We start from the raw sequence: 16,073 nt of genomic DNA on the forward strand, positions 1-16,073 counted from the left end.
CGGGTGGGCCTTGCCGCTCAGCGAGCGAATGGGAGTGGAACGAAACACCAGACCGCAGCATACCCACCCCAGGCCACGGCGCGCCAGCACCCGGCAGCCCCCCCACCATGGCCCCTGACAGGACCACGCAAGCCCGCCGGGGGATAATTCGGGGTTCGCGTTTTCCCTAAAACCCCCACCGCCATGACCACGACGACCATTCGCCAAGAAGACCTGATCGAATCCATTGCCGGCGCGCTGCAGTACATCAGCTACTACCACCCCACCGACTACATTGCCCACCTGGCCCGCGCCTACGAGCGCGAAAAGAGCCCGGCGGCCAAGGATGCGATCGCGCAGATCCTGACCAACAGCAAGATGAGCGCCACCGGCCAGCGCCCCATCTGCCAGGACACCGGCATCGTCAATGTGTTCCTGAAAGTGGGCATGGATGTGCGCTGGGAAGGCTTCACCGGCAGCCTGGACGACGCCATCAACGAAGGCGTGCGCCGTGGCTACAACCACCCCGACAACACGCTGCGCGCCTCGGTCGTGGCCGACCCGCAGTTCGCCCGCAAGAACACCAAGGACAACACCCCCGCCGTGATCTTCACCGAGATCGTGCCCGGCAACACCGTGGACGTGACGGTGGCAGCCAAGGGCGGCGGCTCCGAGAACAAGTCCAAGATGTACATGCTCAACCCCGGCGACAACGTGGTGGACTGGGTGCTCAAAACCGTGCCCACCATGGGCGCAGGCTGGTGCCCACCCGGCATGCTGGGCATTGGCATTGGCGGCACGGCCGAGAAGGCGGTGCTCATGGCCAAGGAAAGCCTGATGGACGACCTGGACATGTACGAGCTGCAGGCCAAACAAGCCAGCGGTGCCGAACTCGACAATGTCGAAAAGCTGCGCCTGGAGCTGTTTGAAAAGGTCAATGCCCTGGGCATCGGTGCCCAAGGCCTGGGCGGCCTGACCACGGTGCTGGACGTCAAGATCAAGATGTACCCCACGCACGCGGCCAGCAAGCCGATTGCGATGATCCCCAACTGCGCAGCCACGCGCCACGCCCACTTCGTGATGGACGGCTCGGGCCCCGTGTACCTCACGCCCCCGAGCCTTGACCTGTGGCCCAACGTGGACTGGGCGCCCGACTACAACAAGAGCAAGAAGGTCAACCTCGACACGCTGACCAAGGAAGAAGTCGCCAGCTGGAAGCCCGGCGATACGCTGCTGCTCAACGGCAAGATGCTGACGGGCCGCGATGCCGCGCACAAGCGCATCCAGGACATGCTGGCCAAGGGCGAGAAGCTGCCCGTGGACTTCACCAACCGCATCATTTACTACGTGGGCCCCGTGGACCCCGTCAAGGGCGAAGCCGTGGGCCCAGCAGGCCCCACCACCGCCACGCGCATGGACGGCTTCACCGAGATGATGCTGGCCCAGACCGGCCTGATCGCCATGGTGGGCAAGGCCGAGCGCGGCCCAGTCGCCATCGAGGCCATCAAGAAGCACCAGAGCGCCTACCTGATGGCAGTGGGCGGTGCCGCCTACCTGGTCTCCAAGGCCATCAAGACCGCCAAGGTCGTGGGCTTTGAAGACCTGGGCATGGAAGCCATCTACGAATTTGACGTGGTGGACATGCCCGTGACCGTGGCCGTGGACGCCGGCGGCACCAGCGCCCACATCACCGGCCCGGCCGAATGGCAAAAGCGCATCGCCTCGGGCGAGTTCAAGGGCATCGAAGTCGCGGCGGCCTGAGCCCAGCCCACGCCATGACCCAGGCGCCATGACCTAGCGCCTGTGGCAGCCTTCCCAACCGCCTTCGGGCGGTTTTTTCTTGCGTGCCCGCCGCTTCCAGCACGGAGGCGGCGTGTTTCCTACAATCCACGCTTTCGTCCAACAGCCAGAGCTTGGTTTCTTGATGCCGCAGGCCTCTTCTCCCATCGGTGTTTTTGACAGTGGCGTCGGTGGGCTGAGCGTGCTGCGCGCCCTGCTGGCCGCCATGCCCCACGAGCGTTTCGTGTACCTGGCCGATAGCGCCCACGCCCCTTACGGCGAGCGAGGTGATGCCTATGTGGCGGCTCGCACCCATGCCATCACGCAGTACCTGTGCGAGCAGCACGGCATCAAGGCCCTGGTGGTGGCCTGCAACACCGCCACGGCAGCCGCCATCCACGAGGTGCGCAGCAGCCACCCCACATTGCCCCTGGTGGGCCTGGAACCCGCCATCAAACCTGCCCTGGCAGTCACCAAAACCGGGCATGTGGGCGTGATCGGCACACGGGGCACGCTGACCAGTGCGAAGTTCAGCAAGCTCATGGCCTCGCTGAATGAGCAGGCGCATTTTGTGGTGCAACCCTGTGACGGCCTGGCCCATGCCATCGAGCGTAGCGTGGCGCTGCCAGTGGCCGCCCCGGGCAGCCCCGTCGATGCCACTGAGACCGGCGCGCTGTGCGCGCGTTATGTCCAGGCCATGGGCAGCTTTGGCACCGCCCCGGGGCAGATGGACACCCTGGTGCTGGGCTGCACGCACTACATCTTTGTGGCCCATGAACTGCGCGCTCTGGTGGGGCCCGGCGTGCAGTTCATCGAAACCGGCGAGCCCGTGGCCCGCCAGACGCGACGCCTGCTGGAAGCCGCTGGCCTGTTGCATGTGCCCGCAGAAACTCGACCGGACAAGCCCCCTGCGCCATCGCCAGGGACCACGCCTGCGGTGCAACTGCTGACCACAGGCCCCGTCGCCATGCTGGAGGCCGCTGCGCAGCGCTGGCTGAACCTGCCCACGAGTTGCTGCCAGTCTGTGCAGGTGCCCTGATTCAAGGCAAAAATCGGCCTCTGCGCGCGTCCAAAAACCCCGAAGAGCTATTAAATTAATAGCATTTTAGGCTTGATTTCACAGCCATCAGGGCTGCTCCACACCCCACAGCCGGGTGCCCGCGTGTTCCACATGCGTGAGGTACAGCCGCAGGTCGAACTCGTACTGGTGGTACTGCGGCTCCATGTGGGTGCACAACTGGTAGAAGGCTTTGCCATGGTCTTTCTCCCGCAGGTGGGCCAGCTCGTGGACCACGATCATGCGCAGGAACTCGTCCGGCGCTTGCTTGAACATCGCGGCAATGCGTATCTCGTGTTTGGCCGTCAACCGGTTGCCCTGCACACGCGACACCGCAGTGTGCAAACCCAGTGCGTGGCGCACCACATGGATCTTGTTGTCAAACAGCACCTTGTTGACCGTGCCCGCGTTACGAAGGTAGCGCGCCTTCAGCTCCTGCACGTAGTCATACAGAGCCTTGTCACTGCGCACGGCGTGTGCAGCGGGGTACTTGCGCAGAAGTACCGCCCCCAGCTTTCCCTGCACCAGCAGGTCGCGCGCCTGCTCCTGCAAAGCCGCCGGATAGGAGCGCAGATAGGGGAGATCGGAGGTCATAACAGGGAGCGGCATGGCGGCATGGCCGCCGCGGGGTGGCAAAGCTCTGCGATAGCCTGGCCAAGCATACCGACCGCATGGGTCTCAGCAAGCCGGAACCACCGCCCCGCTACACAGGGCGCCTTGCTTGCGCAGAGAGGATGTCAGTGCAGGTGGCGAGGACGGCGACCACCGCCGCCACCATGTCCGCTACCGGGGCCACCCGGGCCGCGCGGAGGCTTGCCGATTTCCAGCGAGTCCACCAGCGCATGAAACCGCTGGCTGAACAGCTTGTCGATCTCGGCAACCACGCCGCCCAGCTCGGCACCATCAAAGTGGCGCTCCATCATGTTCACGACGTCCTGCACCAGCAAATCACGCTGCACCTGCATGATGGCTGCGGGGGTGGGCCCCACGAAGAGCATCACAAAGTCGTCACGCGATTCGGCGCCCTGCTCTTCCTCTTCTTCGTCAAAGTCGGTGTCATAGAACGTGACTTCGATCGCAGCCCCCTGCTCGGCCAGTTCGTTGAGGCTCATGCACATCTCGTCGAGCGACTGACGGAAATCCTCATCGCCCCGCACGGTCCAGCACATCTGCAGCAGGTGCTCCTGCGCATCGAACTTGATGCCCGGCTCTTCTTCATAGGCGCTGGCCGCGCCATCGGCCAGCGAACGGGCTCCGGCGTACTTCCACAAGGGTTTGAGGGCCTCCTGGAGCTGGTCAAAACTGACATCGGCGCGCAAAGGGACCTGTCCGTGGACGTGGATTTCAAAGGGAGCGTTGTAACTTGACATGATTGAATCCTAGAGCCTGTTCAATGTCCTTTTGGAGTCCCACAAGCACCTTCCCGGGATGGGCTGCCAGGCGCGGTGCGCGGCCAATAGCTTGGCTATTGGCAAGCGCCGCAACGCCGCAGGCCGCCCGGCAAGACACTTGCCCGCAGGGTTGAAATGAAATCGGGCCGATGAACTTGGAGTTTTGACGCCACGGCTGCTTGGATGGACATGAGCCCATACTGCGCAGCCGGATCATCCACCCATCCCGATTGCACTCCAATGCGATCTCCAAAAAGACATTGAACAGGCTCTTCGTGGTGCCCCGAGCCGGGGTCGAACCGGCACGCCCCTTTTCAGGAAAGCGGCGGATTTTAAGTCCGCAGTGTCTACCAATTTCACCATCGGGGCGCCGGCTGCTGAGCGCACACCTGCGTTGCAGCGTAACCCGGGCAGCGCATGCGCGCAATGCCCTGTCGCATCTCAGTCCACAGACTTGCACCTGAAAACGACGCAAGCCGGAGCACCAAGAAAAAAGGGAAGCCTGAGCTTCCCTTTACGAATATGGAGCGGGAAAAGAGTCTCGAACTCTCGACCTCAACCTTGGCAAGGTTGCGCTCTACCAACTGAGCTATTCCCGCATTTGCCTGCCACCCTAACGCTTCCGTTAGTGCTTATCAGCAAGCCTCAAATTATATCGCTATTTTTTGGTCTCATCAGGTTGCAGACCAAAATTTTTCCAATCACCTACCAGCCTCACCCGCCTTCAGACAACCCCGAATCCCAAAAGATTCTGAGCCATGGACGGCGAAGACCGTATCTGGAGGCGCGGTCCGGAGTCGAACCGGACTAACCGGATTTGCAATCCGGGGCATAACCGCTTTGCTACCGCGCCAGGAATTCGCATTCCTCTGACAAAAAAGGGAAGCATTTGCTTCCCTTTTTCTGGAAATTGGAGCGGGAAAAGAGTCTCGAACTCTCGACCTCAACCTTGGCAAGGTTGCGCTCTACCAACTGAGCTATTCCCGCATTTACCGAAGCCTTACATTGTACAACGTTTGCTGCGATGGAATGAATTGTAGCGCATTTTTCGGAGCTCTCCAAAAAAATTGCGTCAATGTTTCAAACTATCGGAGGCGGCAGACGAAACGGTCGTTTTTTCGGCCGGTGCCACGACCGCCACATCTTCGTCCGTCAGGGGCACGGGTTTGCTCTCGAGAGCCACTTCCAGCACCTTGTCGATCCAGCGCACGGGCACGATTTCCAGCCCGCTCTTCACGTTGTCTGGAATCTCCTGCAAGTCCTTCACGTTTTCCTCGGGGATGAGCACGGTTTTGATACCGCCACGCAGCGCGGCCAGCAGCTTTTCCTTAAGCCCCCCGATGGCCGTGACTTCACCGCGCAGCGTAATTTCGCCGGTCATGGCCACGTCACCGCGCACAGGGATGCCCGTGAGTGCCGACACAAACGCGGTCGTCATCGCGGCGCCCGCACTGGGGCCATCCTTGGGCGTAGCGCCGTCCGGCACGTGGATGTGGATGTCGCGCTTCTCAAACGCTTCATCCTTTATACCGAGTATGCGTGCACGGCTACGCACCACGGTACGTGCGGCCTCCACGGATTCCTTCATCACATCGCCCAGGGAGCCTGTGCGCGTGATCACGCCCTTGCCGGGCATGATGGCCGCCTCGATGGTCAATAGATCGCCGCCCACTTCCGTCCAGGCCAGACCCACCACCTGCCCCACCTGGTTTTGCAACTCGGCGCGGCCATAGGTGTACTTGCGCACGCCCAGAAAGTCAGGCAGGTTGTCGGCAGTCACCACCACCTGGGGCGTAAGCTTCTTGAGCTGAAGACCCTTGACCACCTTGCGGCAGATTTTGGAGAGTTCGCGCTCCAGCGAACGCACGCCCGCCTCCCGCGTGTAGTAGCGCACCATGTCGCGCACGGCGGGCTCTGTAATCAGCAGCTCTTCGTCCTTCACGCCATTGTTCTTGAGCTGCTTGGGCAGCAGGTACTTCATGGCGATGCTGGTTTTTTCATCTTCGGTGTAGCCCGAAAGGCGAATCACCTCCATCCGGTCCAGCAAAGCAGGCGGGATGTTCATCGAGTTGGATGTCGCCACAAACATCACGTCACTGAGGTCGAAATCGACCTCGACGTAGTGGTCCCCGAAGGTGTGGTTCTGCTCGGGATCCAGTACCTCCAGCAGCGCACTCGATGGATCGCCCCGGAAGTCGGTGCCCAGTTTGTCGATTTCGTCGAGCAGGAACAATGGATTGCGTGTGCCCACCTTCGAAAGGCTCTGCAGCACTTTGCCCGGCAATGCGCCGATGTAGGTGCGGCGGTGCCCACGGATCTCTGCCTCGTCGCGCATGCCGCCCAGGGCCATCCGAACGTACTTGCGCCCGGTGGCCTTGGCAATCGACTGGCCCAGCGAAGTCTTGCCCACGCCCGGTGGCCCCACCAGACACAAAATAGGCGCCTTCACCTTGTCCACGCGCTGCTGTACTGCGAGATATTCGAGAATGCGGTCCTTGACCTTATCAAGGCCATAGTGGTCTTCGTTGAGCACGCCCTCCGCATTGACCAGGTCGTGTTTGATCTTGGTCTTCTTGCTCCAGGGCAGCGCCGTGAGCACGTCGATGTAGTTGCGCACAACAGTGGCTTCGGCCGACATGGGCGACATCAGTTTGAGTTTCTTGAGCTCGGCCTCAGCCTTCTTGCGCGCCTCCGCAGGCATCTTGGCGAGCTTGATCTTCTTCTCGATCTCCTCGATGTCCGCACCTTCGTCGCCCTCGCCCAGTTCCTTCTGGATGGCCTTGACCTGTTCATTCAGGTAGAAGTCGCGCTGGTTCTTTTCCATCTGGCGCTTCACGCGGCCACGGATCTTCTTGTCAACGTTGAGGATGTCCACCTCGCGGTCGAGCTGCTCAAAAAGGTTTTCGAGACGAGCCTTCACATCCGAAAGGTCCAGCACGACCTGCTTGTTTTCGAGCTTGAGTGGCAGGTGGGCAGCGATGGTGTCGGCCAGGCGGCCGGGATCGTCGATGCTGGAGATGGACGTCAGGATCTCGGGCGGGATCTTCTTGTTGAGTTTGACGTACTGGTCAAACTGCTGCATCACCGCACGGCGCAGCGCCTCAATCTCGCTGGGCTTGTTGGCCTCTGGTGTGGCCTCAACCGGCGCGACGGTCGCCATGAAATGCGTCTCGGTGTCGTCGATGGAGGTCACCAGCGCACGCTGCTGGCCTTCGACAAGCACTTTCACTGTGCCGTCGGGCAGCTTGAGCATCTGCAAAATGGTGGAGACACAGCCGACATCGAACATGTCCGACACCAAGGGCTCGTCCTTGGCGGCTGCCTTTTGGGCAACCAACATAATGCGGCGATCTGCCTCCATGGCCATCTCAAGCGCCTTGATGCTCTTGGGACGGCCCACGAAGAGCGGGATCACCATGTGAGGGAACACCACCACATCGCGCAATGGAAGCAGTGGCAGGTCGATGGGAGTGGCTGGCAGGGGGGTATGTCCGGACATGGAAATCCTCAAAGTGCTCAGTGAAAGTGGTTCCACATGAGGGGATTTTCAACCCTTGCACGCAGCCGTACTGGCGCAAGGGTTGATGGTGCAAGGGGCGGCAACAAGACGCCCGCTCCGGTCTTCTCAGGCCTTCTTGGCCGCTTCGCGGTAGACGAGCAGCGGCGGCTTGTTTTCTTCGATGGTGGATTCGTCCACCACCACCTTTTCGACATTGCTCGTATTGGGCAAGTCGAACATCGTGCCGATCAGCGATTGCTCCAGGATCGAACGCAATCCCCGCGCGCCAGTCTTGCGAGCGAGTGCCTTGCGGGCAATGGCCTTGAGCGCCGCAGGGCGGATCTCCAGGTCCACACCCTCCATCGACAACAGCTTGCTGTACTGTTTGACCAGCGCGTTCTTGGGCTCGGTCAGGATCTGCACCAGGGCGTCCTCGCTCAGTTCGGCCAGCGCAGTCACCACAGGCATACGACCCACCAGCTCGGGGATGAGGCCGAACTTGATCAGATCCTCAGGCTCAATCTCGGTGAATACCTCGGTCAGCGAACGCTGCTTTTTGCTCTTGACCGATGCGCCAAAACCGATTCCCGACGCTTCGGTGCGGTTCTCGATCACTTTCTCCAGGCCCGCGAACGCACCGCCGCAGATGAACAGAATGTTGGTCGTGTCGATCTGCAGGAAGTCCTGGTTCGGGTGCTTGCGACCGCCCTGCGGCGGCACACTGGCCATGGTGCCTTCGATGAGTTTGAGCAGCGCCTGCTGCACGCCCTCGCCCGACACGTCGCGGGTGATGCTGGGGTTGTCCGATTTGCGCGAAATTTTGTCGATTTCGTCGATGTAGACGATCCCGCGCTGGGCGCGCTCGACTTCGTAGTTGCAGCTTTGAAGCAGCTTCTGAACGATGTTCTCGACGTCCTCGCCCACATAACCTGCCTCGGTCAGCGTGGTGGCGTCAGCCATCACAAAAGGCACGTCCAGCATGCGCGCCAGCGTCTGCGCCAGCAACGTCTTGCCCGAACCCGTGGGCCCAATCAGAAGGATGTTGCTCTTGGACAGCTCCACGTCATCCTTGCTGGCCTTGTCCTTGTGGCGAAGTCGTTTGTAGTGGTTGTAAACCGCCACCGCCAGCGTGCGCTTGGCCACCTCCTGGCCAATCACATAGTTGTCGAGGTTGGTTTTGATCTCTACCGGCGTGGGCAGGTCACTGCGGCCTTCGCGGGCCAGATCACCTGCCGGAAGTTCATCGCGAATGATCTCGTTGCACAGGTCAATGCACTCGTCGCAGATAAAGACCGACGGACCGGCGATCAGCTTCTTCACTTCATGCTGGCTTTTGCCGCAGAAAGAGCAGTAAAGGGTTTTTTCGCTGGAAGAGCCTTTTTTCTCGGCCATGGGGGCAATGCCTTGTTACGTACGGAAAGTTGTCGGGATGATAACCAAATAAAAAACGGCGCCTTCCCCGAGGGAAAACGCCGCTGAGTGAGCCTCTGGCGATCAGGAGCGCTTGCTGATCACCTGGTCCACCAGGCCGTATTCCTTGGCCTCGTCTGCCGACAGGAAATAGTCACGTTCTGTGTCGCGCTGGATCTTCTCCAGCGGCTGGCCCGTGCGCTCGGCCAGAATGTTGTTGAGCTGCTCACGGGTCTTCAGTATCTCGCGCGCATGAATCTCGATCTCGGTGGCCTGGCCTTGCATGCCACCCAGCGGCTGGTGGATCATGACCTTGGAGTTGGGCAGCGCAAAACGCTTGCCCTTGGCACCCGCCGCCAGCAGGAAGGCGCCCATGCTGGCCGCCATGCCAGTGCAAAGGGTCGAGACATCCGGCTTGATGAAATTCATGGTGTCAAAAATCGCCATGCCCGCGCTCACCGAACCGCCTGGGGAGTTGATGTAGAACGAAATGTCCTTGTCTGGGTTTTCACTCTCCAGGAACAGCAGCTGCGCCACCACCAGGTTGGCGGTCTGGTCGTTGACCGGCCCCACCAGGAAAATCACGCGCTCCTTGAGCAGGCGCGAGTAGATGTCATAGGACCGTTCGCCACGGCCCGACTGCTCGATGACCATGGGGATCATGCCCAGGCCTTGTGTTTCCAATGCGCTCATGTTTTCTCCAGTCAAGCAGGTACTGTACCCAGAAATGAATTGGGGCTTGTGCACGAAAGCACAAGCCCCTGTGTGATGGCAGCAACCGGGCAGCTCGAAAACAAACCGCCCGGCCAGACCCATCAGCCCTGTTGGGCCATCAGCTCGTCAAACGACACGGCCTTCTCGACCACCTTGGCCTTGCCCAGCACGAATTCGGTCACGTTGTTTTCGATCACAACGGCTTCGACTTCGGCCAGACGCTGGCGGTCGCCGAAATACCAGCGCACCACGTCTTCGGGCTTCTCGTAGCTGGCAGCCAGCTCGTCGATGTGGGCCTTGAGCTGCTCGGGCTTGGCCTGCAGTTCGTTGGCACGCACCAGTTCGGCCAGCACCAGGCCCAGGCGCACGCGGCGCTCAGCCTGGGGACGGAAAACGTCTTCAGGGATCTCGGCCTTGTCGGCGTCCTTGATACCGCGTTGCTTCAGCTCAGCACGGGCGCCTTCCAGCAGGCGGGCGATTTCTGCCTGGATGCTGGCGTTGGGCAGGTCCAGCTCGGCCTTGGCCACCAAGGCGTCCATCACGGCTTGCTTGTTACGAGCCAGCAGGCGGAACTTGACTTCGCGCTCCAAATTCTTCTTGATGTCGGCACGCAGGCCATCCACAGAGCCGTCCGCGATACCCAGCGACTTGGCCAGTGCGTCATTCACTTCGGGCAGGTGTGCGGCTTCAATCTTCTTCACGGTCACGAGGAAGTCGGCGGTCTTGCCAGCCACATCCTTGCCATGGTATTCAGCGGGGAACGCCAAGGGGAAGGTCTTGCTTTCGCCGGACTTCATACCACGCACAGCGTCTTCGAATTCCTTGAGCATCTGGCCTTCGCCCACCAGGAACTGGAAGTCTTCGGCCTTGCCGCCGTCAAAGGGTTCGCCGTCGATCTTGCCTTCGAAGTCCACGGTCACGCGGTCGCCGTCTTGTGCAGCGGCGTCAATGGCGCGCTGAGCGAAGCTGCGGCGCTGCTTGCGCAGGATGTCGATGGTCTTGTCGATGGCAGAGTCGGTCACTTCGGACGACAGCTTCTCGACTTCGGCATCCGACAGGTCAGCGATCTTGACTTCGGGGAACACTTCGAAGATGGCGTCGAAAGTCACCTGACCTTCGGGAGCGCCTTCTTTTTCGGTGATGCGTGGCTGGCCAGCCACGCGCAGATTGGCTTCATTGGCAGCCACGGCAAAGGCTTCACCGACCTTGTCGTTGAGCACTTCATACTGCACCGAGTAGCCGTAGCGCTGGGCCACCACGTTCATGGGGACCTTGCCGGGACGGAAACCGTCCATCTTCACGGTGCGAGCCAGACGCTTGAGGCGCGTATCGACTTCGGACTGAATCAGGGTGACGGGCACGCTCAGCGTGATCTTGCGCTCGAGCTTCTCAAGGGTTTCAACAGTAACGGCCATGGCTATTCCTCTTATGAATGTGGATCGTGCTGGCTGCAGCGCAGCAGCGCCGTGTTCCGCAAAGTCTCACATGGGTGGTGCGCGGGGGGGGACTCGAACCCCCACACCATTGCTGGCGTCAGGACCTAAACCTGGTGCGTCTACCAATTTCGCCACCCGCGCGGTTCTACATCAAACAAACAGGCGGCAACCTCAGCTGCCGCCTGTGTGAAATCGGTCAACCTTCTATTTTACCCTGATGCGAGCGGGGTGGGAATCAAACCCCTCCAAGAACCTCTGGCGCGGGCCGTTTGACCCGGAACCAGGCGGCATACATCGCGGGCAAAGCCAGCAGCGTGAGCACGGTTGCCACAATGAGTCCGCCCATGATGGCGACAGCCATCGGCCCCCAGAACACGCTGCGCGAAAGCGGGATCATGGCCAGCACCGCAGCCGCCGCCGTGAGCACGATGGGGCGCAGGCGGCGCACTGCGGATTCGACAATTGCATCCCACGCAGGTACCCCCCTCGCGCGGTCCTGTTCGATCTGATCGATCAGGATCACCGAGTTGCGCTGGATCATGCCCATGAGCGCAATCACCCCCAGCAGCGCCACAAAACCGAATGGGCGATTGAGCAGGATCAGCGCAGCAGCCACACCCGCCAGGCCCAGCGGCCCGGTCAGGAAGACCAGCATCGCTCGGCTGAAGCTGTGCAGTTGCAGCATGAGCAGCGTGAAGGTAATGAACAACATCACGGGAATGCCCGCAGCAATCGACGCCGAGCCCTTGGAGCTTTCCTCCACCGCCCCCGCCACTTCGATGCGATAGGCAACCTGCCCCGAAGCGCGCCATTTCGCCTCGATCTCCTTGAGCGCAGGCATCAGCGCTGCCGTCACCGTGGCGCCCTGCAGGCCCTCGGTCACATCACCCTGCACCGTGATGGCGTAGTCGCGGTTCTCGCGCCACATCACACCAGGCTCCCAGGTAAACACCGGCTTGGCAATCTGCGTGAGCGGGATCGACTTGCCCGAGGCCGTGGGCAGGTAGGCATTGGCAATGTCGGTGATGGCGTTGCGCTCGTCCAGCGGCTGGCGCAGCAGGATGTCAATGAGCTTGTCCCCCTCGCGGAACTGGCCCACCTGCGTGCCCGACAGGATGGCCTTGGACGCCTGGGCAATCGACTGGCTGGTGACACCCAGCGCGCGCGCCTTGGCTTGGTCCACTTCCAGACGCAGCACCTTCACGGACTCATTCCAGTTGTCGTTCACACCGCGCATGTCTGGGTTCTTGCGCAACTCGGCCTTCACCTCGTCAGCGCGCTCGCGCAGTACCAGCGGATCAGGGCCCACCACGCGGAACTGCACGGGGTAAGGCACCGGCGGCCCATTGGGCAACAGTTTCACGCGGCCGCGCACCTCCGGGAATTCCTCGGCCAGCAGCGCGGGCAACTTCACGCGCAGGGACTCCCGCACCTTCAGATCCTGCGGCAGCACGATGAACTGCGACACGTTGCTCTGCGGAAACACCTGGTCCAGCGGCAGATAGAAACGCGGAACGCCAGAACCCACCCAGGTGCTGACGGAGCTCACGCCCGGCTCGGAGAGCAGACGCTGCTCGACACGCTTGGTCACTTCTTCATTGCCTGCGAAAGATGTGCCCTCAGGGAACCAGATGTCCACCAGGATTTCAGGCCGGCTCGAATCCGGGAAAAACTGCTGCTGCACCTTGCCCATGCCCACGATGCCCAACGCAAACGTCAGCACCGTGGCGCCGATGGTGATCCAGCGGTGCAAGACACACCAGTCCACCAGGCGACGGAAGGTGCGATAGAACGGGCTGTCAAACACTTCGTGCGGGTCGTCCGTGATGCCCTTGTTGGCCTGCGCGGCCAGCACATGGGGTGGCACCTTGAGCAGCAGCGTGCCCAGGTACGGCACAAAGTACACCGACACAATCCAGCTGAGCACGAGCGCGATCACCGTCACGGCAAAGATCGCGAACGTGTACTCGCCCGTCACCGATTTGGCCAAGCCAATGGGCAAGAAACCCGCCGCCGTGATCAGTGTGCCCGTCAGCATCGGCATGGCCGTTATCTCATAGGCAAAGGTGGCGGCGCGCACCTTGTCGTAGCCCTCTTCGAGCTTGAGCACCATCATCTCGACCGCGATGATGGCGTCGTCCACCAGCAGGCCCAGCGCGATGATGAGCGAGCCCAGCGAGATCTTGTGCAGGCCGATGCCCCAGTACCACATGGCCAGGAACGTGACGGCCAGCACCAGCGGGATCGTGATGCCCACCACCAGCCCCGGGCGGGGGTCGATGTACCAGCGCTTCCACAGCGGGTTGTTGCCGGGCCGCTTGTGCAAGCCCAGGCTGATGAAGCTGACCGCCAGCACGATGACCACGGCCTCGATCAGCACCTTGACAAACTCGTTCACCGAGGTGGACACCGCCTTGGGCTGGTCTTGCACGTTGACGAGCTTCACGCCCGCTGGCAGCGCACCGCCGATGCGGTCGGTGGCGGCATGCAACGCCTTGCCCAACGCAATGATGTCGCCACCCTTGGCCATGGAGACACCAAGCGCAATCACCTCCTGCCCCTGATGGCGCACCTTCACGGTGGCCGGGTCCACATAGCCGCGCTTGACTTCGGCGATATCCCCCAGCCGCAGTTGAGCGCCGGAGGGGCCCCGAATGGGCATGGCGCGCAGGTCCTCGATGGCGTTGAACTGGCCTTCCACCCGCACCTGCACCTGGTCCTGGGGGGTCTGGATGGCGCCCGCACTTTCAACAGCGTTCTGCTGGCCCAGCTGGGCCAGCACCTGGTTCATGTCCAGGCCCAGTTGGGACAAGCGCTTTTGCGAAATTTCGATGAAGAGCTTTTCGTCCTGCACGCCGAACAGCTCAACCTTGGCCACATCCGGCACACGCAGCAACTGCTGGCGCGCGTCGTCGGCAAATGCTTTCAGTTCGGCGTAGCTGAAGCCTTCAGACTCCAGCGCGTAGATCACGCCATACACATCGCCAAAGTCGTCGTTGAAGAACGGCCCCTGGATGCCCGACGGCAGGGTGTAGCGCATGTCGCCCACCTTCTTGCGCACGCTGTACCAGACATTTGCGACCTCGCTCGCCTTGGACGAATCCTTGATCTGAAAAATGATCTGCGATTCGCCCGGTTTGGAATAGCTGCGGATCTTGTCTGCATAAGGCACTTCCTGCAGCGTGCGCTCGATCTTGTCGGTGACCTGCTCGGCCACCTGCTGCGCCGTGGCGCCAGGCCAGTAGGTGCGCACCACCATGGCGCGGAAGGTGAACGGCGGATCCTCGTCCTGCCCCAGCTGAAAGTAGGCTGCGAAACCCAGCAGCATCAGCACCACCATCAGGTAGCGGGTGAGCGCAGGGTGGTCAAGCGCCCATTTGGAGAGGTTGAACCCCTCTTTGGGTTGTTGTTGTGTCATGCGTCGCCCTCAGTTGGCAGCCGAGGCCGGTTTTGCTACCAATTCAGGAGCTGCCTTCGCTTTACCAGCAGGCGCAGAGGCCGTTTTTGGTTGATAAACCATCACCTTCTGCCCGGGCGAGAGCACATGCACGCCTGTCGCCACCACCTGCATGCCGGGCGTGAGGCCCGCCGCCACCACGGCTTCATTGCCATCGGCCGTGGCGATCTGCACGGGCTGCGACTTCACCGTGCTGCTGGTCGGGTCGTACACCCACACCGCTGTGGCCTGGCCCTCCTGGCGCAGGGCGCTGGTGGGCAGCTTGATGGCCGGGATGCCTGCGTGGCTCAGCGCTTTGGGCGTGACATACACGGTGGAGCCCAGAGCCGGGGCCTCCGCGCTGTCGATGGCCACCTTGACCTGGTAGGTGCGCGTGGCCGCATCGGCGCTGGCCGCCACCTCGCGCACTGCACCAGCCAGCGTGCCCCCCCCCGACCAGCCGCGCACGGCCACTTCCGAGCCCAAGGCAATCTGTGCCACCTTGTCTTCGGGCACGGCAAACACCACATCGCGCGGGCCGTCCTGGGCAATGCGCACCACGGGCGCGCCCGCTGCCACCACCTGGCCGGGCTCGGCGTCAATGCCCGTCACCACGCCCGACACATCCGCCACCAGCGTGGTGTAGGCCGCCTGGTTGCCCTGCGATGACAGCTGCGCGCGCGCCTGGTCCAGCGTGGCCTGCGCGGCCTTGAGCGTGGCTTCGCGGCGCTCCAGCTCGGCGCCGCTGATGAAGTTCTGGTCCTTGAGCGCCTGGTAACGTTTGAGGTCTGCCGCCGCCAGGTCACGCTGCGTGGTGGCCGACGCCAGCTGCGCACGCGCCGCGTCAGTTGCAAGCTGGTAGTCCTTCGGGTCCAGTTGCGCAAGCACCTGCCCCGCCTTCACATGCTGGCCCAGCTCGGCTTGGCGCTTGACGATCTTGCCCGCCACCCGAAAGCCCAGTCGCGACTCGACCCGCGCCCGCACGTCGCCCGAATACTCCAGGCTGGACTGCAGCGCCCCCACCCCCACAGTCAGCAACTTGACGGAGCGCACCGGCTCCTCAGGGGGCGCGGGGCGCGAACAGGCAGCCAGCAAAGAGGCGGTGGCCAACACCAGCAGGAACCGTGAGTGCCGTTGGAGGGGCCGCAAAGCGGAGGGTGTGCGCATGGGAAATCCGGTGAGTAAAGAAGGGCTACAAGGAAGCTGCCGGGGGCTGCACGCAAACGCAGACACATATGCCCACACATGCCTGCGTTGCACCGGGATACAGGCCAGCCTCCTTGTCCCTGATGGAATTGGCTTTTGATTACTGACTGACCGGTTAGTAATCTATGAGAAGCGCCCCCACCTTGTCAAGCGACAATCCGGGGTG

Annotated in this window: 10 protein-coding genes and 5 tRNA genes; 2 read left to right on the top strand and 13 right to left on the bottom strand. The window is 61.9% G+C overall.

Annotation, left to right across the window (positions count from 1 at the left end; genetic code table 11):
* Window positions 1–183: 183 nt before the first annotated feature.
* Together DBR12_RS02270 and murI are read left to right on the top strand one after the other, a co-directional pair.
* Window positions 184–1,740: a fumarate hydratase gene (locus DBR12_RS02270; RefSeq protein ID WP_108615762.1), complete on the top strand. Its 1,557-nt coding sequence runs from the start codon at window positions 184–186 to the stop codon at window positions 1,738–1,740.
* Between the two features lie 163 nt (window positions 1,741–1,903).
* Window positions 1,904–2,797 carry a glutamate racemase gene (gene murI, locus DBR12_RS02275; RefSeq protein WP_108615763.1) on the top strand — a complete coding sequence of 298 codons (894 nt, stop codon included), beginning with the start codon at window positions 1,904–1,906 and terminating at the stop codon, window positions 2,795–2,797.
* An 87-nt stretch (window positions 2,798–2,884) separates the two neighbouring features.
* On the opposite strand, the gene DBR12_RS02280 is transcribed toward murI, so the two are convergent.
* The 13 genes from DBR12_RS02280 to DBR12_RS02340 form a co-directional block, all read right to left on the bottom strand.
* Window positions 2,885–3,409 (bottom strand): M48 family metallopeptidase, encoded by a 525-nt coding sequence (locus DBR12_RS02280; RefSeq protein ID WP_108615764.1) that lies wholly within the window; start codon window positions 3,407–3,409, stop codon window positions 2,885–2,887.
* 143 nt (window positions 3,410–3,552) lie between these two features.
* Window positions 3,553–4,185, bottom strand: a complete 633-nt coding sequence (locus DBR12_RS02285) for a DUF6806 family protein (RefSeq protein WP_108615765.1) — start codon at window positions 4,183–4,185, stop codon at window positions 3,553–3,555.
* A 297-nt stretch (window positions 4,186–4,482) separates the two neighbouring features.
* A tRNA-Leu gene (locus DBR12_RS02290) sits at window positions 4,483–4,575 on the bottom strand.
* Between the two features lie 154 nt (window positions 4,576–4,729).
* Window positions 4,730–4,805 (bottom strand) — tRNA-Gly (locus DBR12_RS02295).
* 180 nt (window positions 4,806–4,985) lie between these two features.
* Window positions 4,986–5,059: transfer RNA gene (locus DBR12_RS02300), tRNA-Cys, on the bottom strand.
* A gap of 58 nt (window positions 5,060–5,117) precedes the next feature.
* A tRNA-Gly gene (locus DBR12_RS02305) sits at window positions 5,118–5,193 on the bottom strand.
* Window positions 5,194–5,278: 85 nt separating this feature from the next.
* Window positions 5,279–7,705 (bottom strand): endopeptidase La, encoded by a 2,427-nt coding sequence (gene lon, locus DBR12_RS02310; RefSeq protein ID WP_108615766.1) that lies wholly within the window; start codon window positions 7,703–7,705, stop codon window positions 5,279–5,281.
* Window positions 7,706–7,831: 126 nt separating this feature from the next.
* Window positions 7,832–9,097 carry an ATP-dependent Clp protease ATP-binding subunit ClpX gene (gene clpX / locus DBR12_RS02315; RefSeq protein WP_108615767.1) on the bottom strand — a complete coding sequence of 422 codons (1,266 nt, stop codon included), beginning with the start codon at window positions 9,095–9,097 and terminating at the stop codon, window positions 7,832–7,834.
* 102 nt (window positions 9,098–9,199) lie between these two features.
* Complete coding sequence (gene clpP / locus DBR12_RS02320) at window positions 9,200–9,808, bottom strand: ATP-dependent Clp endopeptidase proteolytic subunit ClpP (protein ID WP_108615768.1); 609 nt, start codon at window positions 9,806–9,808, stop codon at window positions 9,200–9,202.
* A gap of 122 nt (window positions 9,809–9,930) precedes the next feature.
* Window positions 9,931–11,244: a trigger factor gene (tig, locus tag DBR12_RS02325; RefSeq protein WP_063461791.1), complete on the bottom strand. Its 1,314-nt coding sequence runs from the start codon at window positions 11,242–11,244 to the stop codon at window positions 9,931–9,933.
* A gap of 75 nt (window positions 11,245–11,319) precedes the next feature.
* Window positions 11,320–11,406: transfer RNA gene (locus tag DBR12_RS02330), tRNA-Leu, on the bottom strand.
* Between the two features lie 94 nt (window positions 11,407–11,500).
* Window positions 11,501–14,683, bottom strand: a complete 3,183-nt coding sequence (locus DBR12_RS02335) for an efflux RND transporter permease subunit (protein WP_108615769.1) — start codon at window positions 14,681–14,683, stop codon at window positions 11,501–11,503.
* A gap of 9 nt (window positions 14,684–14,692) precedes the next feature.
* The gene (locus tag DBR12_RS02340) at window positions 14,693–15,868 is read right to left on the bottom strand and encodes an efflux RND transporter periplasmic adaptor subunit (protein WP_108615770.1); all 1,176 of its coding nucleotides are present in this window, start codon (window positions 15,866–15,868) and stop codon (window positions 14,693–14,695) included.
* Between the last annotated feature and the right edge of the window lie 205 nt (window positions 15,869–16,073).

Source organism: Acidovorax sp. HMWF029, assembly GCF_003060895.1.
Lineage (GTDB): Bacteria > Pseudomonadota > Gammaproteobacteria > Burkholderiales > Burkholderiaceae_C > Acidovorax.